We start from the raw sequence: 26,693 nt of genomic DNA on the forward strand, positions 1-26,693 counted from the left end.
ACATGGGACGTTTGAACAGGGCAGATCTTGTCGTACCACGCCGACAGCGGCGATCGGCCGAATTGATCGAAGGTAAATCCACCAGCACGAAGAGCATCGCGCAACTCCTGGCCGGTCTCGGCGAGAGCCCACGCGGGTCAGAGCGTCGCGGTGGTGATCTGCAGGAATGGGAGGTCGATCGACTTACCGACACCATCACTTGTACGGCCAACCGGTTTCTGGCAACACCGATCGGAGCGGACAGTGACTTCTTCGATGGGGGAGCGACCTCGGTTGCAGCGGTCGAACTCGTAGCAGCGCTGCAACGCGAGCATGGCATCCGCCTTGAACTCGACGATGTATTCGCCGACGCTCGACCTCGTCAGTTGGCACGCCAATGGCTTCGCAACAACGGCAGAACCGTGCCAGCTGCGTCCCCATCTCCTATCCCGGCAGTCCCAACGCTGTCGGCCGATGCAAGTGACCGTGCGGTCGACGACACCCTGCGACAGCTCATCAGCGACGTTGCTCGCGCCGATAACCTGCCGTTCGTCGGCCCACCGAACGGTGGCAAACCGAAGCGCATCCTCCTGACCGGTGTCACGGGGTTCCTCGGAAGTCATATGTTGTTGGACCTGTTGCGGCATAGCGACGCACACGTGGTTTGCCTGGTGAGGGCAGAGGATGAAGACCAAGCATTGGGGCGGATCGCTGAGAGTTTGAGGAAGTTCCACCTTCCCTGGTCGCGCGAAGTCGCTCGCCGGATCACGGCATTGCCCGGCGACTTCCGGCTACCACAGCTGGGGTTATCACCAACCCGCTGGGAGATCCTGGCTGAGGAAGTCGACTCCATCGTCAATGTCGGCGCCGCAGTGGACTTCCTGCGCGGCTACTCATCCCTTCGTCAGAGCAACGTGATGGGGCCGCTCACCCTGGCTGAACTGGCTATGACAGGACAAGTCAAGCCCCTCCACCACGTCTCGTCGGTCGCGGTATTCAACGAACTCGGCGTCACAAGGATGGGGGAGGACGACCCCGTCGCACACATCGACCGACTTGCCGCCGGCTATGACCAAACGAAGTGGGCAGCCGAAGCGGTCCTCCGTCGAGCTCGCGAACACGGACTGGTAGTCACGATCCTTCGTCCTGCCGGGATCGGGGGCCACCCCGACTCTGGCGCCCACAATCGGCACGATTTCTCCAGTGCATTCGTAGCGACTCAATCCCGCTTTGGCACCATGCCGGCTTTCCGGTACCTCAACGTCGCCGCAGTGGACTGGGTCAGTCGTGTCGCCACCGCGATCACGTGCGAGCCGAATGCGTGGGGCTATAACTATCACCTCACCGGTATCCCGCGGAGCTTCGACGAGGTCATGCGAGACATGTCTATTGCGGGGATGGCACCCCGGATTCAGCACTGGGAGGACTGGAAAACAGACACTGTTGCCCGCATTCGGAAAGAACCAGTCCCTGAACTGGAGTTTCTTGCCCGCATGCTGGAATCGCCGACTGCATCACAGCTATGCCAAGCACAGCTCACCGCACCGGCAGCGCTATGTGAACGAACCATGGCATTCATCAACCAGCACGGACTGCCAGCTCCCACCCCCTACGACGGGACCGCACAGCGAAGAACATTTGAGCAGTTAGCCGCTACTGGACTCGCTCGTCTACCTCACTCAGACGACGGCCCCTACCTGTCGTTTTCCGAAACTCTGCGGGGTTGCGTTACCGCTCCGGACGGAACGGGTGACCACGAATGCGCACTCGACCTCCAGTTGTCGATCGACAGCATGTACCAGTTGATGACTGAGCGCCGAATCGACATCAAGGGACAGCTGAACTGTCCAGCGATCCATCCGAAACCCCTCACGATCGAATCAGGGTCGATGTGGATCCGTCCGGACGATGGGACCCCCCTGAGCAACGGCCTGCGACACCCCCTAATGCGGTACCGGCTCCTCATGCGGGACATGGACAGACAACAGTGGTGGTTCGAAGGAACAAAGTTCGCGCGGGCACATCGAGATCTGCTCCGGCAGACTCGAACGCTCACAGTCGAGGTTGGCCGCGCCGACGAGCCGGCCTCGTTCGTCGGCGAGGTTGCCGTACCCGTTGATACCTACCTTCCCGACCAGGTAGACGGCTTGCGCGCCAACCGCAGATTAAGCGACCGAGACCAACGACGAGCCAAGCTGATCTGGCTGGCGTGGTTCAACTTCCAAGTTGGTCGCGGACTCCTCGAACCCCAGTTGCGGGTGGTAACAGACCTGTTCGATCTGCGCCGCGGCGCCACCAGCAAGGAGCAACACTGATGACACTCACCCCACTGCACCCTCCGCACGTCGCCGCCCAGGTCGAAGAAATCCCGCTGCGTGCGGGCGACGGAACCCTACTGGAACTGCGCAGAGTGACCATCGACAACGACGCGCGCCCTGCAGTGCTCTTGCTGCACGGGCACGGAGCGTCATCAGAGATGTTCACTGTTCCGGGGATACGCAGCCTGGTCGATGTCCTTCTCGACGCAGGCTACGAGCCGTGGCTACTGGACTGGCGAGGAAGCTCCCGTCTGCCCTACAACGAAAAAGGCCCTCAGTTCAGCTACGACGACGTCGCCCTGTACGACATCCCCGCCGCTGTCGACACCATCCGCGCACGCATCGGGGGACAGAAACTCTTCGTCGTCGCACATTGCATCGGAGCACTTACTCTCTCGCTGAGCATGACCGCCGGCCTCGTTCCCGGTCTCAGCGGTGTCGTGGCGCACGGAGTGTTCCTGACCCCCAAACTCAGTAGCTCGGCCAGGCTCCGTGCAACGTTCGGAACCGAACTCTTGCGCACCCGCATCGACACAATCCCCAGCGATTTCCGCAAGGTCGGGTTGTGGTCGAAGTACACCCCCGTGTTCGCATGGATGTCACGACGCAGCCCCTGCTCAGATCCCACATGTGCCATGTTGCACGGAAACTGGGGACTGGGCGGCTCCCTGTTCGTTCACGACAATCTCGACCCACGAACCCATGACAGGTTGGCGGATCTGCTTGGACCTGCGCCGACGTGGATTACACCCCACCTGCGGCGCGTCGAACTGGCCCACACCGTCATGCGCTGGAACGACTACGACGACCGGTACCGGGTACTTCCCGAGAACGCACTCGAACATGCGCACCGAATCGATACGCCCTTGCTTCTCCTGTCCGGCAGTCGAAACGAGGCGTGGTTCGACTCCAACAAGCTCTGCTACGACGTTCTGACGACGAGGAACCCTGAGCTGGACGTGAAATACGTTGAGGTCCCCGGCTACGGCCATCTCGACGCCATCATTGGCCGGGGAGCAGCACTGGACGTGTTCAGCCCCATCCTCACGTTCCTCGACGAGCGGACATAACTGCCGCTCTAGCTGCACCCCACCCGGTCACTAACGCCTACCCGCGCCCGTGACCGGCCCCATCAGCCGCTCTCACCGAGCGGACATCATCACACCATCGGAGAGTCACATGGATACCCTTGCCCAAGCAGTTATTTCGGGTGCATCAGCAGACCAGCTGATGGCCGAACCAGTTCCGACCGAGTACATGGCAGCTCATCTGCGTCGCGCAGACGCCAGCATGTTCCAGGGAGTCGCAGATAAAGACGTTCGCAAGTCGATTCATGTCGGGACTGTGCCAATGCCAGAGCTCGCACCTGACGAGGTGCTCGTGGCCGTGATGGCCAGTGCCATCAACTTCAATACGGTCTGGTCGGCAATGTTCGAGCCTGTCTCGACGTTCGACATGTTGTCCAGATTCGCGCGACAGGGCGGCTACACCACTCGCCACGACCGTGACTACCAGGTCATCGGCTCCGATGCCTCAGGTGTCATCGTCCGAGTGGGCAGCGGAGTGCGCCGATGGAAAGTCGGCGACCATGTGGTGGTGAGCCCGGTATACGTCGACGACCAGGACCCGGCGACACACCAGGACGGCATGATGGGGACCGGCATGCTGGCCTGGGGTTACGAAACGAACTTCGGCGCGCTGGGACACTATGCAGTTGCCCGCGCCTCCCAAATTCTGCCGAAGCCGGCCCATCTGACCTGGGAGGAATCAGCCAGCTTCTCGCTCTGCGGCGGCACGGCCTATCGCATGCTCGTCGGAGAGCACGGCGCCCGAATCAAGCAGGGTGACATCGTCATGATCTGGGGTGCGACTGGTGGGCTCGGCGCGTTCGCGACACAACTCGTCAAGAACGGTGGCGGCATCCCCGTGGGCATTGTCGGCTCAGAAGACAAAGTCGAATTGGCCCGCCGGCTTGGGTGCGACCTTGTCATCAACCGCCAGCACCTTCACGTCGATCCGGACCTGCCCTTCACCGAACGTTCCATTGCGACCGGCAAACAGATCGGCAAGCTCATCCGCGGAGCGTTCGGCGAAGATCCCCACGTGGTATTCGATTACGTAGGACGGGAGACCTTCGCCACGTCGGTGTTCGTCGTGCGCCGCGGCGGGATCGTTGTCACCTGCGGATCAAGCACCGGCTACCACCATGAGTACGACAACCGCTACCTGTGGATGAACCTCAAACGGATCATCGGTAGCCACGGCGTCAACTACCAAGAAATGGCCGAATGCACACGCCTGTTCAGTCAGGGTGCGCTCCTCCCATTGGTCTCCCGCACGTACCCGCTGACCGAAGCTGCGGAGGCCGCACGGTTGGTCCAACAAAATGACCATGTCGGCAAGGTGGGAGTGCTCGGACTCGCTCCTGAGACCGGACTTGGCGTAAGTAACCCCGCGCTACGCGCGCGCATCGAAAGCAAGATCAACGATCTGCGTGCAGCCAGCCAGGTCCGCAGGGAACAACTCGTCTAACGCCGACAGCTCATTGCCCGGCCACCGTTGGTTCATCCGGCTATCCCGAACTGACGATGGCCGGGCCCTGCGCCGAGCGCGCAGGTTCCCATACCTGACACGAAGAGACACGATGACATCGACACCGGAAGTCCGGGATAACAGCCCGGTATCAGAGAAGCACGACACCGTCGTACAGGAGGCACCCGGATCCGAACTGCCCTCTCTCGCGCGTAAGCCCGTCTACTCAATCGCCGCGCTCGCCGCGGTGGTCCTCGTGGCGACCAGTAGCCGCGTCGGCTACTTCGGGGATGAACTCTATTTCTTGGTTGCTGGTCGAAACCTGGACTGGGGCTATGCAGATCAGGGGCCGTTGGTTCCGCTGCTCGCGTTGCTCATGGACACCGTGGTCCCCGATTCGCTCGTCGCTCTGCGCTTCCCCATGGCCATCGTGGTGGCCGTGGGAGTGGTCGTCGCTGCGCTGACCGCGCGTGAGCTCGGTGGCCTGCGGCAAGCCCAGGCTTGGACCGGCGCGGTGTACGCCATGTCATCAGTGACGTTCAGCCACACGCTCAACACTGCCACCGTCGACATGCTCATGTGGACCGTGGTGACGTGGCTGCTGGTGCGATGGACACGCACTCGGGACGACAAATTGCTGCTTGCAATCGGAGCCGTGACCGCGCTCGCTCTGCAGAATAAGTGGCTGATCGTGGCACTGTGGCTAGCGGTTGGAATCAGCGTCCTTGCCGACGGTCCGCGCGACTTGCTCCGCCGGCCGATGCTGTGGGCCGCCGCTGCGCTCACCGCCGTCATCACCATTCCAGCTTTGATCTGGCAGGCAACGCATGGCTGGCCGCAAATATCGACAGCGCAGGCCATCCCGAACGAGGATTTCCTCAACTACCGGTTGGTGTTTCTTCCCCTGGTACTTGCCAGCGCAGGATTCGTGTTCGGTGCGGCACTGTTGATCTACGGCGCGTGGCGACTGCTGCGATCTCCGCAACTGCGTGCATACCGGTTTCTTGGGTTGGCGTTCGTCGAACTGGCTGTGCTCTTCCAGGTGGTCGGTGGCCGACACACCTATCTACCGGGTCTTGAGCTTGCCCCTTGAGAGTGGACACCGGATTTCATGCGGCGAGTGCGAGCGTAGCCGATGCGGTCAATCGTCGTTCGAACTCGATCGGCGCCAGATAACCCAGCGCGGAATGACGCCGTCGCCGGTTGTAGTACGACAACCACTCGAACAATTCCAGACGCGTCCGCGCCTTCGACGTCGCGGCCTTGCCATGCAACCATTCACGCTTCAGACTCTGAAAGAACGACTCCGCCAAGGCATTGTCGTAACTTGACCCCACACGCCCCCGGCTCAGTCGAATACCCTGTGCAGCACAGAATGTCGCGAATTCAGCCGAGGTGTACTGCGCTCCGCGATCGCTGTGAAAAATCACGCCGTCCACGACACCGCCACGAGTGGTGATCGCCATGTCCAGTGCATCGGTGACCAATTCGGTACGCATATGCTCGGCGATCGACCACCCCACCACCCGACGCGAACAGATGTCGATCACCGTCGCCAGATACAACCACGACGACCCCACCGGAATGTAGGTGATGTCGCCGCACCAACGGATATCGAGCGCCTCGGCGGTGAAATCCCGACCGATCAGATCCGGCACCGCCGACGCATGCGGATCGGGAATCGTGGTGCGCCGGCCACGCCGCAGATGCCGACCGACGATGTGGTGGCCACGCATCAACCGCGTGACCTTTTTGCGGTTGATGCGCACCCCGAGTTCCCGCAGTTCGGCGTGGATGCGGGGTGCACCGTACCCGCCGCGATGCTCGGCATGGATCTCACGGATCTGCGCCACGGTCGCGGCCTCCTCGGCAGCACGCTCGGTGCGCGCATCGGCGGTGGCCAGGTGCCGGTAGTAGCCGGACCGGGAGGTACCGAGGACCCGGCACAGCCGCTGCACACCGAACTCGCTGCGGTGGGTGGAGATGAAGTCCCAGCGGCAGGTCTTCACTTCATCTCCTGCGCGAAATAGGCGGCTGCCCGGCGCAGAATCTCACGTTCGAGCTGCCATTCCTTCTCCGAGCTGCGCAGCCGGGCGTTCTCTGCCCGCAACCGCGCCAACTCGTCGGCTGCGGTCTCGTTGCCGCCGCCCGCCGTGGCAGCTGAGCCCTGCGCCGAGGCGTTGTCCTTGCGAACCCAGGTCCGCAAGGTCTCGCCGCTGATGCCCAGGTCCGAGGCCACCGCGGCGTAGGTACGGGTGCCGCCGCCGGCGCGATACAACGCGACCGCGTCTCGGCGGAACTCCTCCGTGTACTGAGACTGGCGTCCCATGTGAACATCCCTCCTGGTTCTTCTACGAACCATTGTCAGGGTGTCCACTCCGAGGGGGCAGCCTCATCTCTTCGTCGTGTGCTGGGCAGCGGGAGCTGTCGAGTTGCAGAGGCACACCCCTAGCCGCTGGATCCGCTGGGCATTTCACCGGTCGGCTATTGCGGTGTCTGCGCTGGTGGCGCTGACATGGCTGCCGATCCTTCCTACCTCCTGGCCGACCCCGGCGAAGCCGATGTCCTTGTTGATGCTCGGACTGCCGGAGTGGACAGACACAGTCGCGGACGCCTTCGGTGATTTGCCACCCGAAACCCGTGAAGGGGCAGTCGTAGTGACTCACTGGTACTGGGACGCTGCTGTAGTGGACCGTTACGGCCCTGAACGAGGACTGCCGGAGTCGTACAGCACACATCGGGGTGCGTGGGACTTCGGTCCCCCTCCTGAAGGTACGGACACGGTGCTGTTCATCGATTCCGATGCTGACTACCTCGAGCAATACTTCACGGAGGTGCAGTTTCTGACCTCAGTCGATACCGGCGGCATGACGAACATGTTCGACAGGCCGATCCCTGTGTGGTTGTGCTCCGGCCCGAAGGACTCGTGGGCCCAGATGTGGACGGATCTTCGACACTTCTGAACCGCGCGGGCATCGCTCATCGCTTGTGATAACTCGATCTGAAATGGGCGTGGAAGCCCGGAAGGAGCAACATTGTGAGGATTGCTGTCCTGTCCCTGGGCTCACGGGGGGACTTCGAACCGAATCTTGCTGCGGCGGAGGAGTTCCGTAGCCGAGGACACCAAGTTGTGTTGACAACGAACACAGTGAACGTCGCCCGCGCACAGGCTGCTGGGTTCGAAACGTGCGAGATACCTGCTGATCTCACCAGGATTCTTCGTGAGTTCATGGCGTCACGCAGCCTCGTGAAGTTCGGGGTCGAGATGGCGCGCTTCGAGGCAGAATATGGCTCTGCCATCGACGAAGCACTCATCGCCGGTTGCAGCGGCGCGGACGTAGTTGTCTCAAGTCCGATGACGTTAGTGCGCGCTCAGTCGATTACAGAATGGGGCGGCCAACCCTTGGTTGCGAATCTGCCGTACCCCCTTGAGCGGTCGAGTGAATTCCACCCGTCCTTCATGGGTGAGTTCAATGTGCCAACGGTGTTGCGTCGCCCTGCTTACAGCGTTTTCGAGCAGGTGCATACGTTCTCCAACCGCAGTGCCATCCGTGGGATCCGGCGCCGACTCGGACTGTCGGATTCTGTACCGAACACCTTCGCGCGGATGCGGTCGAATCGAACTCCCCACGTGCTGTTGACAAGCCCGACCTTGTTCCCCAAGCCAAGCGACTGGCCGGACTACTGTTCGATCGCAGGCATGCCCGCGACGTGGGGCGATACAACGATCGACGACGACCTCGAGTCCTGGCTGGCCGACGGTGATCGACCTGTCTTCTTCGGGTTCGGCAGCATGTCGGTTCCGGATCCTGCGGGTCTACTCGACCTAATCGACGGAGTGTCGACGGATCTAGGGGTCCGCGCGCTCGTGGGCGCCGGATGGACAGATCTTCCGCTCGGGGTGAGCGAGGACAAGCGTGTATTCGTAGCTCGCTCCGTCAACTACTCGCAGGTCTTGCCTCAATGTCGCGCCGCAGTGCACCACGGGGGTTCCGGAACCACCCACGATGTTGCCCGCGCAGGCATTCCTGCGGTCTTGACGTTCGTTGGCGGTGACCAACCGTTGTGGGGTCACCAGGTCGAGAAACTGGGTATTGGTGTCGCGTTTCCGTTTCGGAAGATTAGCCACGGGCGTCTTCACCAAGCTCTGTGCACGGTGTTGATGCCGGGAGCGCAGAACCGCGCGAGAGAGGTGGCACACGAGATGGCAGGCGAGAACGGTACGGTTCAACTCGGTGACACGGTGGAAGCGCTTGCGGTGGCTTGATCACAAGAGTGCAGCACCTGCGGAGAACACCCGCCTCGGTGCTTGGTCGCGATCTGACCATCCAGTAGCGTCCGCGTGTCTTGAGGTTGTGCTGAAGGTCGAGGGGCGCCCCCCGGGGGGCAAGAATGGAGAGGGTTGACGTGAGTCGGAGATCGGTCCGCAGGGCCACATCGATAGCAATCGCAGGAGCGATGGCCATCGCGCTGGCGGGGACAGTTGGAAGCGGCGCGGCGATCGCCGAAGAGAACACATCGACGGATCCGATCGTGGTGTCGCAGTCTCTGTTGGCTGACCCGGTGGCACCGAACGGATCGAAGATCGTCTCGCAAGAGATCGACGGCCAGAAGCTGACGCTGAAGGTGTACTCGGCTGCGATGGACAAGGACATCACCGTCTACGTCCAACGACCCAACGATGCGTCCGAGCCGCGGCCCGTGCTGTATCTGATCAACGGCGCCGGCGGCGGCGTGGACAGGGCCACGTGGTGGGCGAACACTAATGTCGGCGACTTCCTGGCCACCCAGGATGTGAACGTGGTGATGCCGGTCGGTGGCCCGTTCGCTTACTACACCGACTGGAAGAACGACGATCCGGCGCTGGGTCGCAACAAGTGGCAGACGTTCTTCCTCGAGGAGCTTCCGCCGCTGGTGGATGCCGCCTTGGGAACGAATGGTGTGCAGGCGATCGCCGCGAACTCCATGACTGCCACCGCCGTTTTGCAGTATGCGATTGCCAAGCCCGGGTTCTACTCCGCGGTGGCCGGCTACAGCGGCTGTGCGCAGACCTCGGATCCGATCGGCAAAGAGTTCATGAAGCTCGTCGTCGAAACCTACGGTGGCGGCGACATCCGCAACATGTACGGCGAGGATGACGATCCGCTGTGGCGGGAGAACGACCCGGTCATCAACGCCGAAGGTCTGCGTGGAACCCCGCTGTTCATCTCCGACGCCACTGGCCTTCCTGGTCGGCACGAGGTGCTCGGCAGCGAGTTCACGATCGGCGAGCCCGACGCCACCACGGGGGAACAGGCGCTGGCGTTGGCCAATCAGGTCGTCGTGGGTGGCGTGATCGAAGGGGCGGTGCATTGGTGCACCACCAATCTGCAGAAGCGCCTGAACGAGCTGGATATCCCGGCCACGTTCGACCTGCAACCTGGCGGTACCCACTCGTGGGGTTACTGGCAGGACGCCTTCTACCGGTCGTGGCCGATGCTCTCTGAAGAGCTCGGGCTCACCGAGAAGTAACACGTCGACGCGTCAGTCGTAGCCGGGGCGCCCAGCAGTCGAAGATCTTGTTTTCTGGAGATCTTCACTGCCGGGCGCCCTTGCCTATGTCCAGTCGGCTACGCGACCATGCTCGCCGCGGGTTCGGCCCACGACGCGACCTTGTCGTTGTGACCTCGGTGTGGCAGTCGCCGCGACACCAGCACCAGTTGTCGTGCCAACACCGCCGTGGCGACTACGTAGTACGGCCATGCCACCCACATCCCACCGTCGGTGCCGTTCCATCCGAGATAGGTGAATCCCATCGGGATGAACGCAGCCGGCACGTACATCAGCGAACGCACCGCGCCAGCTGCCCAGGCAGAGCGCACCAGCGAGATCGTGATCAACGCGGCAATGATGCCGAGCGCGAGTTGCATCGGCCGCCTCCTTTCCGTTCCCGGACAGTGTGACGACAGCGGTTCGGTCGCGCGGCAGTTAGAACTCCGGAGCGTTCTCGTTGAGGTAGGTATTGATGGCTCTTCGCAGTTAGCAGTGGCATTGGCGCCGGCTGGATGCGACCCGACGTGATCGTCGAGTGCAGGCCCACCGTACCCGGCGGCGTTGGTTCTCCGGGGTACGGAACCCGAACGCGATACGGCCGACGTGCTTGACGATCCGGTTGTAGCCTTCACTGCGCGCATTCGACAGGCCGGTGGTGATCGCCAGGATCATCGGTTCCTGCCACGCCGAGACGGTCGTCGCCAGCTTGCCGATCTCCGGGACCCGGCATGCCGCGCAGAACGTGTAGAACCGATACAGTCTGTCCCGGATCTCATGGCGAAGGCCACCACGATCGGTGCAGCGCAACACATCGCGCAGTAGTTCTTTGGCGATCCATGCCGCAGCGATGTCCCCGTGCGGGTCGGCGGAGGTCAGCTTCTCGAACAGGGCCGATCGTTGTTCGTTGGTCAGGCGTTCGGAGGGCCGCAGCAGCCGTCGTCGATTGATCCATTCGACATCGCTCTTGCGGCCGCGCCGACCCCGCTCGGCCTGGGTGACCCTGCGCCGGACGGTATCGACCATCTCGTTGGCCTTCTTGACCAGGTGGAACCGGTCCACCACCAGCTGCGCGTGCGGCAGCGCCTCGCGCACCGCCTTCGCATACACCGACGACATGTCGATCGCGACATGGGTGATCTGCGCCTTCCACGTCTCGTCGCGGGGCGTCGAACCAGTCGATCACCACCGCCGAGGTGCGTCCGTTGACCTGCGCCAGCAACCCTTGATCGCCGGTCAGGTCGACCAGTCCGGTGTCCCACCGGTCCACCCATCTCCGTTCCCCGGTCTCGGGGCAAGTTTCCCATTTCGCCTTCCCGCGGCGGGTCTCATCGATCCCGAGCACCATCACCGGCTCAGGCTCGCCGGCCAGGGCGGCGTCGGCGACCACGACGAGGTGGCCGTGGACGGTGTGCCAGGCGCACCCGTAGTCGCCGGCGACCGCGGACACCGACCGGTCCCCGTCGAGGACCGCCTCGACCAGCAGCGCCTTCGCTCGGGGCGTGACCCGCGCCCGGGATGGCACCCCCGGCGTCGACTCGGTGAACACCTTACGGTCACAGGAGGTATTGGTGCACAACCATTTCCGTTTCCGCCACACCAACAGCGGACGGTCGGGTCCGACCTGCACATCCCGCGGTCTGGTGGTGACCCAACCCTTCGAACGCGTGGACTTCTGCCCGCACTCCGGACAGACCCCGACCCATTCGGGTGCCGTCGCGATCTGCACGATCCGGCTGCCCTCGACCGTGCGCTGCACCGATTCGACGATGACGCCGTCGAGATCGAGCAGCAATGAACTACCGTGGTGCATGCCCGCGTTCCTTGCTGTCCTGGATGCCTGAGAACACCCAGCTCACAAGGGCGCGGGCCCTTTTTCAATCACCGACACGGCAACGGGGTCGATCGACACCCGCCCCTACCAAGTGCGAAGAGCCGCCTTTCCCCACGCCGGGCGAGCTCGGAGCAGCACCGTTGAACTGATCGGAACTCGCAGCCCAGCGGTATCGACCGTCGCCGCGCCCCTGGGACCCTGCACGCGTCGCTGCTACCCGACGAGCTCCGGCCACGGCCTGCCACCGACATCCGTACCGGGACCTGAACGCAGCCGGGGCGCACCAGGTGATCGGATACGGTCCATCTGAGCATCGACGGAAGGGTGGAGGCGGGGATGGCAGGAGTCGGTGACAGACTGCTGTTGCTCCGCGATACCAGCACCGGCGGCAGTTGGTCGTCGCCGGAGATGACGGCGTACACGAACGAAGATCACCTGCAGGCCATCATCGCCGGCGCCCCCGAGCACGTTCCCGGGGTCCCCGAAAGCGCTCTGGCGCTGCGGGAGCTGTCCACTGTCGCCGGCCCGGCCGATGTGTGCATCGTCGACCCGGCCGGGGAGATCACCGTGGTCGAATGCAAGCTGGCATCGAACTCCGAACGCCGCCGCATGGTCATCGGTCAGGTCCTCGACTACGCCGCCGCGATCTGGCAGTCCGGCCCCGAGGCGTTCCATCGGCAGTGGTCCCGCCAGGGCGGCCCGGATCTGTCGGAGCTCGATGATGCTGCCCGCGAGCGGCTCGACCGCAACCTCGAGGACGGCCGGATCCACCTGTGCCTGGCGGTCGATCTGATCGACGCCGACCTGCGGCGTCTGGTCGAGTACCTCAACCGCATCACCCGCGACGACGTCCGCGTCACCGCACTGCAGCTGGCCTACGCCCGGCACGGCAGTGTCGAGATCCTGGTCCCGTCCACCTACGGCGGGGAAATCGCCCACGCCAAGTCCCAAGCGGCACACCAGAAGGACAGCTGGACCAAGGAATCCTTCCTGGACGCGATCGCCTCCCCACCCGAACGGGCCATCGCCGAGCGGTTGTTCGCACTACTCGACGGACTCGACGAGCGACTCGGCTCCCACGAGGACCTGTGGTTCGGCACCTTCGGGCAAGGCGGGGTGTTCCTGCACCCCTACGGGTGACGGTTCGCCCCGATCCAGTTATGGGTCAACAAGGCCGGCCAGCTGATGGCCTACGGCAACTGGCGCCAGTACACCGCGGTGCGAGCCCATCCGGGATTCGCCGAACTCGCACGCTTCGTCGGCCAGGACCACCAGGGCGCTATGCGGGGTTTTCCCCTCGCGGAGGTCGACATCGACGCGCTCTGGCAGATCGTGGTGCGCTGCGCCCGCCTGATCAACGAGCCCGCACGGAGCGAGTGAGCACGTCGAGCGCTACGGCAACGCTCGTCGGCCTCGCTGACCCGGTTGTCCCAGGGGGTGACGGTCAGCTGGTCCAACCGAGTTCGGTCAGGAACGTCGTGCCGGTCTCGACGGAGTTCATCCGGAAGGTGGCGTTCAGGCCGGTGGAGCGGTCGATGACGGTGTAGCGGACAGAGGTGTTAACCGAGTCGTCGTAGTTCACCAGACGCCTGCTGTCACCGGAGACCGTCGTGGTGGTGCCGTCGGTGGTGTCGCGCAGCCGGATGAAGTTCAATCGGGCGTACTGGTCGTCGCGCCACGCGGTGACGCTGACGTACTCGTAGCGCTGCATCCCGATGGCCTTGCCGAGAGTGGAGTCGGCATTGAGGTCGCACCGCAGCTGCAGCGCGCCTTCGCTCGAGAACCCGCTCTTGTCGCAGGAGGACGACGAGGTGAGCAGGGTGGTCGGCAGCAGGGATGTCACGTCGTCGGTGGTGGCGCTGAGATGGTGCGACTCGGCGGTCGCCGCGGGCAGCTGTCCGTCGGCGGGCGCAGCGGTCTCGGCGACGGCCGCGGCCGTGGCGGGAAGGCCGGTGTCGCGATCGACCGCGATGAACACGGCCGCCCCGGCGGCGACCGCGGCCAGGGCGGCCCCGGCGAACAGTCGGAGGCGGGACGAGCGCAAGCGGAGTAGCCCGGTCGCCGGTAGCGAATTGTGCTGGGCTGCACGGGTGTCCGGTCGGGGAGCGCCGGGTCGGGGTGCTGCGGGGCGGGGAGTGTCCGGTCGCAGCACCTCGGTGTCGAGGTCCGCGGCGGGTTCGGTGGTGCGTCCGCCGGCGACGAACCCGGCCGCGCCCTTGGCCACGACGGTCTTCGGGTCGTCGAGGGTGGCGATGGATCCGAGTTCGGACAGCCGCCGATGCACGTACGGGATCCGGGAGGAGCCGCCGGTCAGATACAGCGCCTGCAGACCCGACCGGTCCACCCCGGCATCGCGCAGCACCTGGGCGGCGAGCTGCACGCCACGGGTGATCTGCGGTTCGATGAGCTGCTCGAACTCGTCGCGGGTGATGGTGAAGGTCAGATCCGCGCCGTTGCCGGTGACCCGGATCGTCGCCGAGGGATGCTCGGAGAGCAGTTCCTTGGCGCGGCGGATCTGATCGTCGAGGGTGCGTCGGGCATCGAGCCCGTCCGGGGTGCGCAACCACGCCGCCAGATCCGCGTCGTCGTCACGCAGGCGGTCGTCGACCCACCGGGCGACGGTGGCGTCGAGGTTCTTGCCGCCGAGGGTGTTGTCGCCGCCGGCCCGGATGACCTCGAAGGTCCATTCGCTCGTCGCGGTGAGTACGGCGATGTCGAGGGTGCCGCCGCCGAAGTCGAACACCGCGATCGTCGAGCCCTTGACGATCGTCGCGTCGTGCTGACGCGAGTAGTAGAACGCCGCGGCGCGGGGTTCGGAGATCAGCGAGACGCTGCCGCCGAGACCGGCCAGGGATGCGGCGTGGCGCAGCACGTCGAGTTCGCGCTGGGACCAGGCCTCGGGGTGGGTGAGCACGACCTCCGCCGGCGGATGGTTGTTGTGCCGGGGCAACGCCTGGTTGTAGACGGTGCGCAGGACCGAAGCGATGGTGTGGGCGACGAGGACGTCCTGGCCGCGGACCATCACCGACCCGACGGCCACGTGGGTCTTGGGGTAGGCGACGAAGCCGGCCGGATCCACGCCGGCCTGGTTGATGGCGACGTCGCCGGTGGTGATCGCCCCGGTGTGGTCGACGTACACCGAGGACGGCATGAGGTTGGAGGTGTGGGTCAGCGGCAGTGATTCGACTCGGTCCGGGCCGGTCCGGTGCGCCGCCGACGTGTTGGACGTGCCGAAATCGACCGCCAGAACCCACTCCATTGCGGCGCGTACCCCCCTTGTGACTCAACCCCCGTGGCCGCGGCGGAGCCTATGGCCTGCCGCGCCTGGGGGAGTCGGTGGGGTGGAGCGGGGATTGAGGAACGGCCCTGCGCCGTGGTCGTCGGAGACGCCGGTGACGGCGATGTAGGGTGCCGAGATGACCGGTGTCGATGCGGCGCATCACTCGTCATCCACCATCGACCTCGATGGCAGGGTGTTCGCCGAGACCAGCAACTCGTTCACCGGACAGGTCCGTGGCGCCACACGTGTTCGGTACCACCAGGACAACGCTGTCCTCTGGGCCGATTACGACCGGCACACCCGCCGTTGATCCCCATCTGTCAGGAGGCCGTGTGATCGTGACCGTCGTGCTGATGCTCGGGGCGTTGGTGCTGCTGGCCGGATTCGTGTGGACCCGCACCGTCACCGAACCCGCCGTGAAGCTCGCCGCGCTCGCCGTGCAAGCCTGCGGCGCGTTGATGCTCGGCGCGGCCGCGCTCGCTTCCGCTTCGTCGTGGACGGCGAAACTGCCGATCCTGCTGAGCTCGGCGATCCTGCTGGCTGCCTGCACCTATGCTTACCGGCGTGCCCGCCAGTACAGCCAGAATTCCGACTGACCCGCTCGGCGGCCCCGAACACATGCCGTGAGCTGTGCAGATGACACGTCCCCGCACCGCGCCCGCGGTGCGCGGACGTGGGTACGGGGCTACACCCAGCCGGGGCCGTCCTCATCCCACGGGTTCGGGCTCTCCGACCGCCAGATGAGGTCGATGGACCCGCGGCCCCGCGTCGTGTTCTCGCCGGTCAGCAGCGGAATGCCGGCCACCACGGCGTCGAGGTCGATATCCGGCAGTGGCATCGCCTTCAGCACCTCGGTGCGCAACTGGTCTTCGATGACACTTCGCGGCATGGCTCGGTTCTCCTTCACAGGGTGGGCTTGCTCGGTCGCGGGCGGTGCCGGTGCGGTGGTGTGGCTACGCCACCTGTAGCCGCACGCGCACGCTGTGCGTTCCTCGCGACGGTAGACAACGGCACCGACACAGGCAGGTGTGAGAGCGCCAGTGGCGGTGGCTCAGTCGAGCTCGTAGCCCGCCTCGCGGGCGATGATGGCCGCGACTTCACCGACGGTGATCACCCCGCGGATCAGATCGACGAGCAGGTCCTTGTCCCGATCGCTCATCTGCCGGCCTTCGATGGCCATGATCGGTTCCATCTGCGCGACAGCGGCGCGGGCCTCGGCCTCGGTCTTGCGGGGTGCTGGCATGGCCACCAGCACAGCACATCCCACCGACCCACTCGCCACGATTGCACGACGTGCGTGCCGTGGTCATACCCGGTCGAGGTCAGCATCGTCTGGCAGATGGATCGGGCGGATCGCCGGCACGAGGACTGACGCCCGAGCGCTGCCCAGATCGAGAGATACATGCTGTCTCACCGCGCAGGCGGCACGTCCCCTGCCCCAGCGGCGATCGCCGGACGCCATGCTGCGTCGGCCGATCCCGGACGCCGGGTCAGAGGAACAGGCCGGCGCCGTAGTCGTCGGAGACACCGGTGACATCGATGTAGTCGTCGGGGTTGCCGTCCCCGTCGGAATCGACGGCACCGGTGTGCAGGTCGATGACGGTGTCGATGTGCCCGTCGCCGTCCTCGTCGACCACAGCGGTGTCGAACACACCGTCGTGGTCGACGTCGACGGTGGTGGCGTCGAGGTGTCCGTCGCCGTCGCTGTCGAACTGGGCGATGTCGATCGCGCCGTCCCCATCGGTGTCGGCACGCAGCATGTCGATCGTGCCGTCCCCACCGAGATCGACGACGGTCATGTCGGCGTCGTTGTCGCCGTCGAGATCCACATCGGCCATGTAGGTGCCGTCGGCGAGGGTGCCCTCATCGAGCACCACCGCCTCGCTCACCCCGGCGCTGTCCGGCGCCGACACCGACGTCGTCGACTGGACACTGTCCGTCGCAGCGCGATCCGCGCGGTCCGAGGACGACGAGGCCGAGCCGTACGAGGCGGCCGAACCCGAGCTGCCGGTCGACCCGTAGGTGGCGTCCGAACTTGACGAGCCGGAGCTGTCGTACCGCTCGTAGCGTTCGTAGGACTCGTAGCTCGTCGACCCCTCCTGCGCGGCCGAGGACGACCCGTACGCGGAGTCACCCTCGTAGGTGGACTGCGCACCGGAGGACGACTGCGTCTGATCACTGGCCGTGGACTCGACGGTCGAACGGTCGCTGATACGCGAGGAGAGGGTGCCGGGAAAGGATTCGCTGGTCATGACGGGTGCTCGCTCTCGACGTCTGGGGCAGGGACACAGATAGGAGTGCGCTCGCGCCGAAAAGGTTCCCACCCAACTCCATCACGTTGTGCCGCCGCCGCACTACGGACGCGGCACATACCCGTAGTCGGCTCCCGTGCAGCTGTCCGCGTCGATGCGCAGACCGGGGAAACCTCCGATACCGGGCACCCCCGTGCCGGGCGCCGGAGACCGGGTGGGTACGGTCACTGCCGTCCACGTACCGGGGGGAGGGTGGCCGACCGGCACCGTCATGCCCCCGAGCGACCAGGGGGAACATTGACCAGCCGTCACCGCGCCCGCGTCCGCACCGGCGCCGCACTGCTCGCCGCCGCCGTCACCGTGACCGGATGCACCTCGACCGCGAACGGGGACACCGCCGAAGCGGCCGCGGACACCACCACTGTCGAGCGCACCGCCGCGCTGATTCCCGCCGCCCCGGGCGAACCCGATCCCGGGGAGTTCTCCACCCGCCCCAGCGACTACCCGGCCACCGCCGGTGACGCGGAGATCGGCAACATCATCGAGTCGCAGCGCATGGCGGAGTTCGTCGTGCTGCCGGCCGAGGTCGACCCGGCGCTGACCGAGGAATACCTCGACCTGACCCGCCCGATCTTCGGACCCGTCCCCCTGGCCTACCTGCTCGCCGACACCGACTCGCGCATCGAGCAGATCGGCGCCGACACCGGCATGCTCGCCGGCTTCTCCACCGCCCGCTTCACCAAGGACAACCGGGCGCGAATGGTGCACGCCGCCCTGCGATTCCGGGACGACGCCGCGGCCGGTGAGGCCGCGACGCGGTTGCACGAGCACCTGCTCGACCCGGCAGTGTCCGGGCCGACGGCCGCACCGTATGCGCTGGCGACGATGCCCGACAGTCTGGTCCACACCATCGCCACCGAGTACTCCCGGTCGGTGGCCGCGCTGACCCAGCACGGGCACTACCTGATCTACACCTTCGTCGACAGCCCCACCGACCGGGTGAGCTGGGCCGACGGGGCGCTCGAACATGCGCTGGAGTTGCAGCGGCCGATGCTCGATCGCTTCCCTGTCACTGCGCCGGATGAGCTGGCGGATCTGCCGGTGGACATCGACGACATGCTGCGCCGCACGCTGCGTTATCCCGAGGGCGCCGACGGCGCGCAGGTCCCCGCCGTCTACGGTCCGCGGGGGGCGGCGCATCTGATCGCGCAGTTGGACACGCTCGACATGTTCGCCGACACCGCCGCCACCCACATGGCCCGGGACGCGACGTTCGTCTACCGCACCGATGCCACCGACCGGGCGCAGGCCCTGTTCGATCGGGTCGTCGCGCAGATGCGCAACAAGAACGACGACATCTCCGTCGTCGGCGCCGCCGGCCCGCCCGGGGTGCCCGACGCCCGCTGCTTCGAGGTCATCACGCCGTACTCGGAGGCGGCGACCTGCGCGTTGCTCTACGACACCTACGTCGCCGAGATCCGCACCAAGACCGTGGCCGGGGCGCACGAGGCGACCGCGGCGCAGTACCTGATCTTCCAGGCCGCCGACACCGACTGACCCTTCGGGAGAACAGGATCGCCCCGACCATGCCTCGCCCTGACCCGGACGTGTCCGTCCCGCACGAGGTGGACTTCCAGCACATCCCCACCGGGGGCTTCTTCGCCGAATGCACCCAGCCGAACCGTGCTGCGGCCGAAGCGTTCGCCCTCGACAAGCTCGTCGAGCTCGGCGAAGACCCCGACGAGGCCGCGCCCGCGGTCGCCCTGGCCGGCTACACCGCCGCCGACGCCCGCACCTATGCGGTCCGGATCTATCCCACCACCCCGCCGCGCCGCACTACTCCGGGGGACGGACACGACAGCACACGGGAAACCTGAGGCAACACGAAAGTCCTCCGCCGCAAGTTCATTCCGAGGCCACGTCCGGGGACAGAGCACGGTCGAAGATGTGGCGCGGTGGGAGAACGCGTGGAGGCAGGGGAACTCGGCCGGATCGAACAGGTCGTCCTGGCCGACGACGAACACCGGCATCCGAGGCACGCTCGTTCACCGCTGACTACCCGAGCACATCTCACGGCACAACCTCGGCGGTGCGCTTGTCCCTAGCTCGATGGGTGTGAGCACCCACTGCGGTGGGCATACTGGGCTCATGCGAATGCCGGATCGCACCGCTCCCTACGCGCGTCGAGCACCCCAACCCACCGTCGCCTTGTCGCCGGCGGTGCGTCGCTACCGAGAGCATGCGAACACCACCGACCCGGAGCCGCATCTCGTGGCCGAAGACGGATTTCATCTCGGACGCTGGGCGGACCGGCACCGCATCGCCCGTGTCCTCGGCATCCTTCCTGCCGATCGTGAGGCCGAACTCGACGCGATCGGATTCGACTGGAAAGCCCCTCGCCCCGCGGGTTTCGACAGCAAGCATCGCCGGATGCTGCTCGAGATCGCCGCTTACCGCGAAAAGCACGGGACCGGCGAGATTCCGAGCACCTACCTCTCCGACGACGGTGAACCCGTGGGGGAGTGGCTCTACCGCAAGGTCCGCAAGTGGCGAGACGGTCACCTCTCGGCCGACGAGCAAGCTGTCCTCGAACTTCTCGGCATCTCACCGACTCCCCGGCCGCGCGGACCACGCACCGCCCGACGAAGACCATCGACACGGCAATCCGCAGCCTTGGCGCACTGAACACTCGACTATCGACCGCTTGGCTCCGGGGCCGGTTGGCTATCCGTCCGGACGATCGTCTTCCGACGGCGGGCGCTCGGTCGGATCGGCAGCGTGCTCCCGATCGGGCTCGGACACGGCCAGATACTCATCGAGAACCCGGTCGACCGTCGTCGTGGGGATGCGAAGGCCCGGCTCGGAATCGGCGAGAAAACGCCGTACACCAGCGAGCATCGACAACTCACGTTCGAGACGATCCCGGTCCTCAGCAGCAGACGCCATCACGCCCCCACCGCCGGGCTATCAGCCGCATCCCCAACAGTTCGCGTCGTCTCGTCCACGCGCCGAGAGTAGTCACTGTGTCATCCGCTGCAAGCAGTAGCCCACCGGTCGCAAAGACGACGGTCCCCGGCGGGGGCGCCGGGGACCGTCCTTCGACCCGTCAGGGAATCACTCACCTGCCGGGGAACTCGTGATCGCAGCGGCCACCGTAGCGGATGGTCGCATCAGCGCCAAACGGGTGAAGCCGATGCGTCGATCAGGAAACGGGAGTCTGGTTCGAGGCGTCACCGCTGACGGTGTGAGGAACCGCGTTACCGCGCGGGACCGGAGTGTTCTTTCCCCAGTTCGACCACAGCATCCGACCGAGCCCGACGATGCCAACAGCGAGTGCTCCGATCACGATCCACGTTTCGATGCTCATGGCGGCGACGCTACCGAACTGATGAGAACGTACCCCCCGATCAGCGCACTTGCTGTGCCGGAGCCCACGGGGATGCACTGCCGGGCTGCCGGATTGGTGATGCACCCCACTGTCACCAGCGACGAGAAGTTCCCAACGCTCGGGCCTGTACCGCCCCAATCGCTTACTTCGAGCACCGCGTCGGTCGAGGAAACACCCGGGGTTAGTCCTCGACGGGGACGAGGTCGGTCAGACGGGCTGGCCACGGGTACGTGAGGGGGCTGTCGGCGTTGACCTCGATCATCGCCATGCCGGTGCCCTTATCGATGTCCTTGACGGTGAACACGAACTTGCCGCGTGCACTGACTTTCACCTGATCGCCAGGCTTCATGGTGGTGCTTTCTCCGATCGACACGACAGAAGGGGACGTGTCGTTTTTCCCAGTCCAACCCTGGATTTTAGCGAAGCTAATTTTCTGGGTCCCAGTGGGTCGCAGACTCCGCGAGTCGACCGGTTCCCTCGCGCCGCGGAGTCAAGGGTTCTGCGGCGTCACGTCACTGCCCCGTCTCGTTCTTCTCGATCAGTCGATAGACCGGGTTCGTGGCCGAGGCGACGCGGGTTTCCTTGCCAGCGCCTTGGGTGTAGCGCTGGGTGGTGGTCATCGACTCGTGTCCGAGCAGCCGCATCAGGGTGTAGACGTTGACATCACTGTCGGCCAGTGAGGTCGCGAAGGTGTGGCGGAGTTGGTGGACCAGAGCGCCTTTCGCGCGCTGTCCGTTGATGCCGGCGCGGCGATAGGCGCGCTCGACGCGGTACTGGATGGTGGGTGCGGTGATGCGTTCCCCATCGGCACCGAGGAAGAGCGGATCGGTGGCCCGTAGGCGCCGCCAGGGTGAGGCCGTGGGGGAGGTGCGGGCCTTGCCGCTGCCGGGGAATCGCTGCAGGCGCGAGTCGAGATAGGACGTGATCACGTCGACAAGTGCGGGCTCGGCGGTGAGGACGCGTTGCTTGTTTCCTTTGCCGTGCACGGTGATGGCCTTGAGCCGGCCGGTGTCGTCCAGATCGCGGAAGTCCCCGATGTTGAGGGTGACCAGCTCGGACAGGCGGCATCCGGTGAGCAGTGCGGTGAGGACGATGGCCAGGTCGCGTTCTCCCCAGGCGTGCGCGTTGTCGTTCTCGTCTGTGGTCAGCGCGGTGATCAGTTTCTCGACCGCATCGTGGTCGAAGGCCTTCGGCACGGTCTTGGCGACCTTGGGGCGCAGGACCGCATCCATCGGGTTCGCGACGATCAGATCCGAGGTGAACAGGTAGCCGCACAGGGCGTTCCAGGTCGACCAGCAGCGTCGGATCGAGGCGGGGGAGTGCGTGTCGGCGTAGGCCGCAAACGCCGCGCGTATCCGGTCCTTGTCGACCACATTGCAGGCCAGGTCGTCGGCCGGAACACCGGTGTGGGTGGCGAGAAGTTCGGCGATCGCGGTGAAGTCCTGCCGGTAGGCCTTGAGGGTGGCCTCCGATGGCTTGCCGGTGCTGCGGTAGACGAGGAACTCGTCGAACCGGGCGGCGAGGCTTCCGATGTTGGGCATGTGGTGTTCCTGGTGCATTCGGGTGGTGGCTAGTCGGGGTCCTGGATGGTTTGCCGGACGCGGGCGTGCGCGCATGTGCTCATCGCCACCAGGATTGCCGAGCTCGGCAGGCCCGGCAGCTTGGCCGTCCGGGGGGCGTCGGAAACGAACGCCGCCGCGCCGATCGTCAGGGCGTCGCAGGACTGGACGTTGAGAGCGGTCATCTTCGAGGCGGGTCGGGTCGCGCTGCGGCTCCCAGGAACCCGTACAGCAGGAGTGGGGCGCCGAATACAAGCAGCATCACGATCACGGTAGGTGGCACGGTAAGTGGTCTCCTGACTGTGGTCGGTCGCGATCGAGGAGCGGTAGGCCTCTCCATTCCTGCTAGATAATATAGGTTATCTAGCAAAGTGCGGGAGAGGTTGCTCCTCATCGATGGGGTAGCCGTAGCATTTGCCGAAAATCGGGCGGATATGGCGTAGTGCCCGGTCGGTGATCCGCTCGGCCTGTTGGGTCGAAACGATCGTCTGTCTCGCCACCGGCTCCTGGCGGGCGCGGCGTATCCGCCCAGCTCGCCGACGATCCGATTCGGGCCAGAACTCGTGTGGGACGTAAGGGCCCGCAACCCAAGGTTGTCAGGAAGTGCAAAGTAGCGGGATCCTGACGACAGGCTGGTGAATTCTCAGGCTCGTGGTGCAGCACTGCTGACGATGCGGTGGATGGTGGAGCGGCCGACGCTGTATTCCTCGGCCAGGTCCGCCAGGCTCGCGTCGTCGGCGGGGTCGTGGTAGCGGCGGTGGATTGTTTTCCGTGCCGTGAGAGGAAGTTTCGGCTGCTTGCCCTTGAGCCTGCCTTTCGCGCGGGCCTTGGCCATGCCCTCGCGGGTGCGTAGGTGGTTGAGGTTGGCCTCGAATTCGGCGACCATGGCCAAGGTTTGCAGGAAGAGCTTGCCGAACGGGTCGTTCCAGTCGTAGATCGAGCTCCCGAGTCCGAACAGCACCTCGCGCTCGCGCAGTTCGGTCAGGGTCTGGCCTGCTTCGGCCATGTTGCGTGCGAATCGGTCGAACTTCGGCGTGGTCAGCACTACCTGTCGCCCGTCGATGGCCGCCGCGGCGGAGGTGACGGCGGCGAGTGCGTTGTCGAGCCCGGCCCGGTTCTTGCGGGTGGTCCCGGAGAACCCTTTGTCGATGAAGATCCGCTCACGCGGCACTCCGAGCGCCAATAGCTGCTCGGTTTGGATCTCGACGTCTTGTTCGTCGGTGGAGCAGCGGCAGTATCCGACGCGGAACGGCTCACCCATGCCGAAAGTGTTCCAGATAGCGGGGGTTGACCGGCACAGTCAGCGGAACACCTCTACGGAACACCGGTGAGCTGGGCCGACGTTGGCTCTGCGTGGTGTTCCGGTGGCCGATCCGGTTACGGAACAGGTCAGGGGGTGTTATCGGTGTGTGGGGGTGTGTTGTGGGTGAGGAAGTGGTTGACGTCGACGGTGAGGAACAGGGCGGTGGCGGTGGTGATCACGTGGGCGTGGTCGTTTTCGATGGTGGCTTGCAGGTGGAGTTTGCGGCCGTCGCGGGCGTGGATGTGGGCGCGGAGGGTGTAAGGGGTGTCGAGCAGGATCGGGGCGAGGTAGTCGATGGCAAGGTGGCGGGTGACCGCGGGTTCCCCGACGGTGTAGAGCAAGAGTCCGAACAGTTCGTCGAGGACGGTGGCGACCGCGCCGCCGTGGGCGATCGCGGGGGCGCCGACGTGGCGAGAGTCGAAGCGGTGGTGGGCGTGGACGCCGTGTGCGTCGCGGCGGGCGCGTAGCTGGTGGCCGTGGGGGTTGGCCGGTCCGCAGCCGAGGCAGTGGTCGTGGTGGGGTGGCAGGTCGGCGGAGTCGGGTGCGAGCACAGGGAAGGCGGGAATCCAGTCCGGGACCTGTCGGGGCTCGGGTGTATGGGTGCTGGGTGTGTTCTCGGTCATGGGCGCTTTCTGTGGGGTGTGTCTACCGTGCGGTGGTGAAGAGGATGTCGCAGTGGGCTTTGCGGGCGAGCTCGATCGGTGGGGTAGTCAGCAGCCGGGCCAGCAGCGGTGGCCGGTGGGGATCGGCGGTGACAATGAGGTCGGCGCCGGTGGCGGCGGCCAGGTGCAGCAGCGCGTGCGGGGCGGGTTCGGACAGGATGTGGGTTTCGATGTCGGTGGCGCCGTGGGCGAGGGCGTGCTGGTGGGCGGTCCGCAGGATGGCCTCGGTGGGAGTGGTGCCGCGTAGCTGGTAGGCGTCGGGTCCGAGCCGGTCGAGGTCCGCCCCGAGCTCACGTGCGTCGATGTGGTGGCGGGCGCAGATGATCAGGAGCCGGGCGTGGGTGGCGTGGGCGAGTTCGGCGGCGTGGTCGACCACACGGTAGGAGCGGTCGGATCCGTCGGTGTCGACGATGATCGTGCGATAGGCCGTCATGACGGGCGTCTTTCACGAGAAGGGAGCGTGTTTTGCGGGGGAAATGGTCGAGATGTATCGGCGGCGTGGTGCGCGGCCGGGGGCCAGTACTGCCAGCACGATCGCCCCGACGGTGGTGAGGGCGGCCAGGGCGAGCGCGGCCTGGCCGCTGCCGTGCACGAACGCGGCCTTGGCGAACTCGGCCAGCGGTGCGGCCACCGGTCCGGCCTGGTCGGCGACCTGCAGCGCCGCGGCCAGGGAATCGGCGACCGGGCCGCGGGCGGGCTCGGGCAACTGGGGCAGGGCGGGCTGGATGCGGTGGGTGTAGCCGGCGGCCAGCACGCTGCCGGCCACGGCGATCCCGATCGCGGCGCCGATCTCGCGGGCGGCGTCGTTGACCGCGGCGGCGACCCCGTGTTTGGCCTCGGGGGTGTCGGCGACGATGGCATAGGTCGCCGGCGCGGTGCACAATCCCAGGCCCGCGCTCATGATCAGCAGCGGCCACAGCAGGTCGAGGTAGTGCGCGGCGAGTGTCAGCCGGCTCACCAGCACCAGCCCGGCGGCGATGGTGAGCAGGCCGGCCACGGTCATCACCCGTAACCCGACCAGGCTCGACAGCCACGGCGCGATCACCGAGATCACGACCAGCGGCACCACCATCGGCGCCAACGCCAGCGCCGAGGCCAGCGGCCCGTAACCGAAGACCAGCTGCAGGTACTGCACAAGCAGCAGGAATACCCCGAAGGTGACCAGGAACTGGATGGTCACCGACAGCGACCCGGCACCGAAACCACGGCGGGCGAACAACCGCACATCCAGCAGCGGCGCCGCCGAGCGCAGCTCGACGACCACGAAGGCCGCCGTCGCGGCCACGCCGACCCCGGCGGCGGCGGCGACGAGCGGGTCGGCCCAGCCGCGCGCGGGGAACTCGATCACGGCGAACACGATCGCCGCGACAGCGACCGCCACCGCCACCGCGCCCACCCAGTCCACCTGCGGATGCTCGCGCTGGCGGGACTCGGCGATGGTGCACGCCAACCCCGCCAGCACCGCCCCGGCCACGGTCAACCCTACGAACACCGATAGCCACGACCATCGTTCGAGCAGCACCCCGGCACCGAGAATCCCCAGTATCGCCCCGGATCCGGCGACCCCGGCCCATATCCCCACCGCCCGGCCGCGATGAGCGGGGGCGAACCCTGCAGTGAGGATCGACAGCGTCGAGGGCATCACCAGCGCGGCGCCTGCCCCGGCCAGCGCGCGCGTCGCGATCAACCAGGCCGGGTCGGACAGCAGCAGCGGCAGCGCCGAGGCGGCGGCGAACACCACCAACCCCACCACCAGCACCACGCGGCGCCCGTAACGGTCACCGACGGCGCCGGCGGGCAGCACCAGACACGCCAGCACCAGCGTGTAGCCGTCGACGATCCAGGTCAGCTGGGCTTGGGTGGCCCCGGTCGCAAGCGCGATCTGCGGCAACGCCGAATACAACGCCGCCATCGCCGCGACCACCAGCGCCACCGCCAGGCACGACACCGCCAGCATCCACCACTGGGCCCTGGTCCAGCGGGCGATCTCGACAGTGTCCGTTCCGGGTGTGGCCACCGGCACCTCCCCGACTTTGAAGACCAACGGTATCTGTACG

At 65.8% G+C, this 26,693-nt stretch carries 27 protein-coding genes and 2 pseudogenes; 14 read left to right on the forward strand and 15 right to left on the reverse strand.

What is annotated here, in order from left to right:
- Positions 1-2 precede the first annotated feature (2 nt).
- The 4 genes from U9J23_RS26760 (at position 3) to U9J23_RS26775 (ending at position 5,922) form a co-directional block, all read left to right on the forward strand.
- On the forward strand, positions 3-2,294 hold the full coding sequence (locus U9J23_RS26760) for a thioester reductase domain-containing protein (protein WP_326603512.1): 2,292 nt from the start codon (positions 3-5) through the stop codon (positions 2,292-2,294).
- Positions 2,294-3,367, forward strand: a complete 1,074-nt coding sequence (locus U9J23_RS26765) for an alpha/beta hydrolase (protein ID WP_326603514.1) — start codon at positions 2,294-2,296, stop codon at positions 3,365-3,367. Before U9J23_RS26760 ends, U9J23_RS26765 begins: the two co-directional genes overlap by 1 nt.
- Positions 3,368-3,476: 109 nt before the next feature.
- A complete protein-coding gene (ccrA, locus tag U9J23_RS26770) occupies positions 3,477-4,829 on the forward strand; it encodes a crotonyl-CoA carboxylase/reductase (protein WP_326603516.1) in 1,353 nt (450 codons plus the stop codon).
- 112 nt (positions 4,830-4,941) lie between these two features.
- Positions 4,942-5,922, forward strand: coding sequence for an ArnT family glycosyltransferase (locus tag U9J23_RS26775; protein ID WP_326603518.1), 981 nt, complete (start codon positions 4,942-4,944; stop codon positions 5,920-5,922).
- A 16-nt stretch (positions 5,923-5,938) separates the two neighbouring features.
- Here U9J23_RS26775 and U9J23_RS26780 read toward each other — a convergent pair.
- A pseudogene (locus U9J23_RS26780) lies at positions 5,939-7,158 on the reverse strand (IS3 family transposase).
- A 163-nt stretch (positions 7,159-7,321) separates the two neighbouring features.
- On the opposite strand from U9J23_RS26780, the gene U9J23_RS26785 reads away from it, so the two are divergent.
- The 3 genes from U9J23_RS26785 (at position 7,322) to U9J23_RS26795 (ending at position 10,340) form a co-directional block, all read left to right on the forward strand.
- Complete coding sequence (locus U9J23_RS26785; RefSeq protein ID WP_326603520.1) at positions 7,322-7,792, forward strand: hypothetical protein; 471 nt, start codon at positions 7,322-7,324, stop codon at positions 7,790-7,792.
- Between the two features lie 74 nt (positions 7,793-7,866).
- Positions 7,867-9,096, forward strand: a complete 1,230-nt coding sequence (locus U9J23_RS26790) for a glycosyltransferase (protein ID WP_326603522.1) — start codon at positions 7,867-7,869, stop codon at positions 9,094-9,096.
- Positions 9,097-9,287: 191 nt separating this feature from the next.
- Positions 9,288-10,340: an alpha/beta hydrolase gene (locus tag U9J23_RS26795; protein WP_226437136.1), complete on the forward strand. Its 1,053-nt coding sequence runs from the start codon at positions 9,288-9,290 to the stop codon at positions 10,338-10,340.
- A gap of 98 nt (positions 10,341-10,438) precedes the next feature.
- Here the strand turns inward: U9J23_RS26795 and U9J23_RS26800 are convergent, their stop codons facing one another.
- Both U9J23_RS26800 and U9J23_RS26805 read right to left on the reverse strand, forming a co-directional pair.
- Complete coding sequence (locus U9J23_RS26800; RefSeq protein ID WP_326603526.1) at positions 10,439-10,738, reverse strand: hypothetical protein; 300 nt, start codon at positions 10,736-10,738, stop codon at positions 10,439-10,441.
- 109 nt (positions 10,739-10,847) lie between these two features.
- Positions 10,848-12,217: pseudogene (locus U9J23_RS26805) on the reverse strand (ISL3 family transposase).
- 311 nt (positions 12,218-12,528) lie between these two features.
- Here U9J23_RS26805 and U9J23_RS26810 point away from each other — a divergent pair.
- Together U9J23_RS26810 and U9J23_RS26815 are read left to right on the forward strand one after the other, a co-directional pair.
- The gene (locus tag U9J23_RS26810) at positions 12,529-13,332 is read left to right on the forward strand and encodes a hypothetical protein (protein WP_326603528.1); all 804 of its coding nucleotides are present in this window, start codon (positions 12,529-12,531) and stop codon (positions 13,330-13,332) included.
- A gap of 45 nt (positions 13,333-13,377) precedes the next feature.
- Positions 13,378-13,572, forward strand: coding sequence for a hypothetical protein (locus tag U9J23_RS26815; protein WP_326603530.1), 195 nt, complete (start codon positions 13,378-13,380; stop codon positions 13,570-13,572).
- A 64-nt stretch (positions 13,573-13,636) separates the two neighbouring features.
- On the opposite strand, the gene U9J23_RS26820 is transcribed toward U9J23_RS26815, so the two are convergent.
- On the reverse strand, positions 13,637-15,451 hold the full coding sequence (locus U9J23_RS26820) for an Hsp70 family protein (protein ID WP_326603532.1): 1,815 nt from the start codon (positions 15,449-15,451) through the stop codon (positions 13,637-13,639).
- A gap of 157 nt (positions 15,452-15,608) precedes the next feature.
- On the opposite strand from U9J23_RS26820, the gene U9J23_RS26825 reads away from it, so the two are divergent.
- Both U9J23_RS26825 and U9J23_RS26830 read left to right on the forward strand, forming a co-directional pair.
- A complete protein-coding gene (locus U9J23_RS26825; protein WP_326603534.1) occupies positions 15,609-15,782 on the forward strand; it encodes a hypothetical protein in 174 nt (57 codons plus the stop codon).
- Positions 15,783-15,804: 22 nt separating this feature from the next.
- Complete coding sequence (locus U9J23_RS26830) at positions 15,805-16,068, forward strand: hypothetical protein (protein WP_326603536.1); 264 nt, start codon at positions 15,805-15,807, stop codon at positions 16,066-16,068.
- An 89-nt stretch (positions 16,069-16,157) separates the two neighbouring features.
- Here U9J23_RS26830 and U9J23_RS26835 read toward each other — a convergent pair whose 3' ends face one another.
- The 3 genes from U9J23_RS26835 to U9J23_RS26845 form a co-directional block, all read right to left on the reverse strand.
- Entirely contained in the window at positions 16,158-16,361 is a 204-nt protein-coding gene (locus U9J23_RS26835) for a hypothetical protein (protein ID WP_326603538.1), read from the reverse strand.
- 162 nt (positions 16,362-16,523) lie between these two features.
- On the reverse strand, positions 16,524-16,715 hold the full coding sequence (locus U9J23_RS26840) for a hypothetical protein (RefSeq protein WP_326603539.1): 192 nt from the start codon (positions 16,713-16,715) through the stop codon (positions 16,524-16,526).
- Positions 16,716-16,962: 247 nt separating this feature from the next.
- Positions 16,963-17,724, reverse strand: a complete 762-nt coding sequence (locus U9J23_RS26845) for a hypothetical protein (protein WP_326603541.1) — start codon at positions 17,722-17,724, stop codon at positions 16,963-16,965.
- 297 nt (positions 17,725-18,021) lie between these two features.
- Here U9J23_RS26845 and U9J23_RS26850 point away from each other — a divergent pair, with 297 nt between their 5' ends.
- The 3 genes from U9J23_RS26850 (at position 18,022) to U9J23_RS26860 (ending at position 20,409) form a co-directional block, all read left to right on the forward strand.
- Positions 18,022-19,281, forward strand: a complete 1,260-nt coding sequence (locus tag U9J23_RS26850) for a DUF7373 family lipoprotein (RefSeq protein ID WP_326603543.1) — start codon at positions 18,022-18,024, stop codon at positions 19,279-19,281.
- A gap of 29 nt (positions 19,282-19,310) precedes the next feature.
- The gene (locus U9J23_RS26855; RefSeq protein ID WP_326603545.1) at positions 19,311-19,601 is read left to right on the forward strand and encodes a hypothetical protein; all 291 of its coding nucleotides are present in this window, start codon (positions 19,311-19,313) and stop codon (positions 19,599-19,601) included.
- A 271-nt stretch (positions 19,602-19,872) separates the two neighbouring features.
- The gene (locus U9J23_RS26860) at positions 19,873-20,409 is read left to right on the forward strand and encodes a helicase associated domain-containing protein (RefSeq protein ID WP_326603547.1); all 537 of its coding nucleotides are present in this window, start codon (positions 19,873-19,875) and stop codon (positions 20,407-20,409) included.
- Positions 20,410-20,926: 517 nt separating this feature from the next.
- Here U9J23_RS26860 and U9J23_RS26865 read toward each other — a convergent pair.
- From U9J23_RS26865 to U9J23_RS26900, 8 genes are all read right to left on the reverse strand, one after another.
- The gene (locus U9J23_RS26865; protein ID WP_169690470.1) at positions 20,927-21,091 is read right to left on the reverse strand and encodes a hypothetical protein; all 165 of its coding nucleotides are present in this window, start codon (positions 21,089-21,091) and stop codon (positions 20,927-20,929) included.
- Positions 21,092-21,293: 202 nt separating this feature from the next.
- The gene (locus U9J23_RS26870) at positions 21,294-21,485 is read right to left on the reverse strand and encodes a hypothetical protein (protein WP_326603550.1); all 192 of its coding nucleotides are present in this window, start codon (positions 21,483-21,485) and stop codon (positions 21,294-21,296) included.
- Between the two features lie 139 nt (positions 21,486-21,624).
- On the reverse strand, positions 21,625-22,653 hold the full coding sequence (locus tag U9J23_RS26875; RefSeq protein WP_326603552.1) for a tyrosine-type recombinase/integrase: 1,029 nt from the start codon (positions 22,651-22,653) through the stop codon (positions 21,625-21,627).
- A 29-nt stretch (positions 22,654-22,682) separates the two neighbouring features.
- Positions 22,683-22,856: a hypothetical protein gene (locus tag U9J23_RS26880; RefSeq protein WP_326603554.1), complete on the reverse strand. Its 174-nt coding sequence runs from the start codon at positions 22,854-22,856 to the stop codon at positions 22,683-22,685.
- 458 nt (positions 22,857-23,314) lie between these two features.
- On the reverse strand, positions 23,315-23,932 hold the full coding sequence (locus U9J23_RS26885) for a recombinase family protein (protein ID WP_006553200.1): 618 nt from the start codon (positions 23,930-23,932) through the stop codon (positions 23,315-23,317).
- A 128-nt stretch (positions 23,933-24,060) separates the two neighbouring features.
- Positions 24,061-24,597 carry a PaaI family thioesterase gene (locus U9J23_RS26890; protein WP_006553199.1) on the reverse strand — a complete coding sequence of 179 codons (537 nt, stop codon included), beginning with the start codon at positions 24,595-24,597 and terminating at the stop codon, positions 24,061-24,063.
- A 22-nt stretch (positions 24,598-24,619) separates the two neighbouring features.
- On the reverse strand, positions 24,620-25,069 hold the full coding sequence (locus U9J23_RS26895; RefSeq protein ID WP_006553198.1) for a universal stress protein: 450 nt from the start codon (positions 25,067-25,069) through the stop codon (positions 24,620-24,622).
- Between the two features lie 12 nt (positions 25,070-25,081).
- Positions 25,082-26,653, reverse strand: a complete 1,572-nt coding sequence (locus U9J23_RS26900; RefSeq protein ID WP_039583601.1) for an MFS transporter — start codon at positions 26,651-26,653, stop codon at positions 25,082-25,084.
- Between the last annotated feature and the right edge of the window lie 40 nt (positions 26,654-26,693).

Source organism: Rhodococcus sp. PD04 (genome assembly GCF_035918275.1).
Classification (GTDB): domain Bacteria; phylum Actinomycetota; class Actinomycetes; order Mycobacteriales; family Mycobacteriaceae; genus Rhodococcus; species Rhodococcus rhodochrous.

What these genes read in the sequence shown, in the direction of transcription:
- U9J23_RS26760 (WP_326603512.1), top strand. Translation starts at nt 3, where the DNA reads ATGGGACGTTTGAACAGGGCAGATCTTGTCGTACCACGCCGACAGCGG.
- U9J23_RS26765 (WP_326603514.1), top strand. Translation starts at nt 2,294, where the DNA reads ATGACACTCACCCCACTGCACCCTCCGCACGTCGCCGCCCAGGTCGAA.
- ccrA (WP_326603516.1), top strand. Translation starts at nt 3,477, where the DNA reads ATGGATACCCTTGCCCAAGCAGTTATTTCGGGTGCATCAGCAGACCAG.
- U9J23_RS26775 (WP_326603518.1), top strand. Translation starts at nt 4,942, where the DNA reads ATGACATCGACACCGGAAGTCCGGGATAACAGCCCGGTATCAGAGAAG.
- U9J23_RS26795 (WP_226437136.1), top strand. Translation starts at nt 9,288, where the DNA reads ATGGCCATCGCGCTGGCGGGGACAGTTGGAAGCGGCGCGGCGATCGCC.
- U9J23_RS26800 (WP_326603526.1), bottom strand. Translation starts at nt 10,738, where the DNA reads ATGCAACTCGCGCTCGGCATCATTGCCGCGTTGATCACGATCTCGCTG.
- U9J23_RS26810 (WP_326603528.1), top strand. Translation starts at nt 12,529, where the DNA reads ATGGCAGGAGTCGGTGACAGACTGCTGTTGCTCCGCGATACCAGCACC.
- U9J23_RS26815 (WP_326603530.1), top strand. Translation starts at nt 13,378, where the DNA reads ATGGCCTACGGCAACTGGCGCCAGTACACCGCGGTGCGAGCCCATCCG.
- U9J23_RS26820 (WP_326603532.1), bottom strand. Translation starts at nt 15,451, where the DNA reads ATGGAGTGGGTTCTGGCGGTCGATTTCGGCACGTCCAACACGTCGGCG.
- U9J23_RS26825 (WP_326603534.1), top strand. Translation starts at nt 15,609, where the DNA reads ATGACCGGTGTCGATGCGGCGCATCACTCGTCATCCACCATCGACCTC.
- U9J23_RS26835 (WP_326603538.1), bottom strand. Translation starts at nt 16,361, where the DNA reads ATGCCGCGAAGTGTCATCGAAGACCAGTTGCGCACCGAGGTGCTGAAG.
- U9J23_RS26840 (WP_326603539.1), bottom strand. Translation starts at nt 16,715, where the DNA reads ATGCCAGCACCCCGCAAGACCGAGGCCGAGGCCCGCGCCGCTGTCGCG.
- U9J23_RS26845 (WP_326603541.1), bottom strand. Translation starts at nt 17,724, where the DNA reads ATGACCAGCGAATCCTTTCCCGGCACCCTCTCCTCGCGTATCAGCGAC.
- U9J23_RS26855 (WP_326603545.1), top strand. Translation starts at nt 19,311, where the DNA reads ATGCCTCGCCCTGACCCGGACGTGTCCGTCCCGCACGAGGTGGACTTC.
- U9J23_RS26860 (WP_326603547.1), top strand. Translation starts at nt 19,873, where the DNA reads ATGCGAATGCCGGATCGCACCGCTCCCTACGCGCGTCGAGCACCCCAA.
- U9J23_RS26865 (WP_169690470.1), bottom strand. Translation starts at nt 21,091, where the DNA reads ATGAGCATCGAAACGTGGATCGTGATCGGAGCACTCGCTGTTGGCATC.
- U9J23_RS26875 (WP_326603552.1), bottom strand. Translation starts at nt 22,653, where the DNA reads ATGCCCAACATCGGAAGCCTCGCCGCCCGGTTCGACGAGTTCCTCGTC.
- U9J23_RS26880 (WP_326603554.1), bottom strand. Translation starts at nt 22,856, where the DNA reads ATGACCGCTCTCAACGTCCAGTCCTGCGACGCCCTGACGATCGGCGCG.
- U9J23_RS26885 (WP_006553200.1), bottom strand. Translation starts at nt 23,932, where the DNA reads ATGGGTGAGCCGTTCCGCGTCGGATACTGCCGCTGCTCCACCGACGAA.
- U9J23_RS26890 (WP_006553199.1), bottom strand. Translation starts at nt 24,597, where the DNA reads ATGACCGAGAACACACCCAGCACCCATACACCCGAGCCCCGACAGGTC.
- U9J23_RS26895 (WP_006553198.1), bottom strand. Translation starts at nt 25,069, where the DNA reads ATGACGGCCTATCGCACGATCATCGTCGACACCGACGGATCCGACCGC.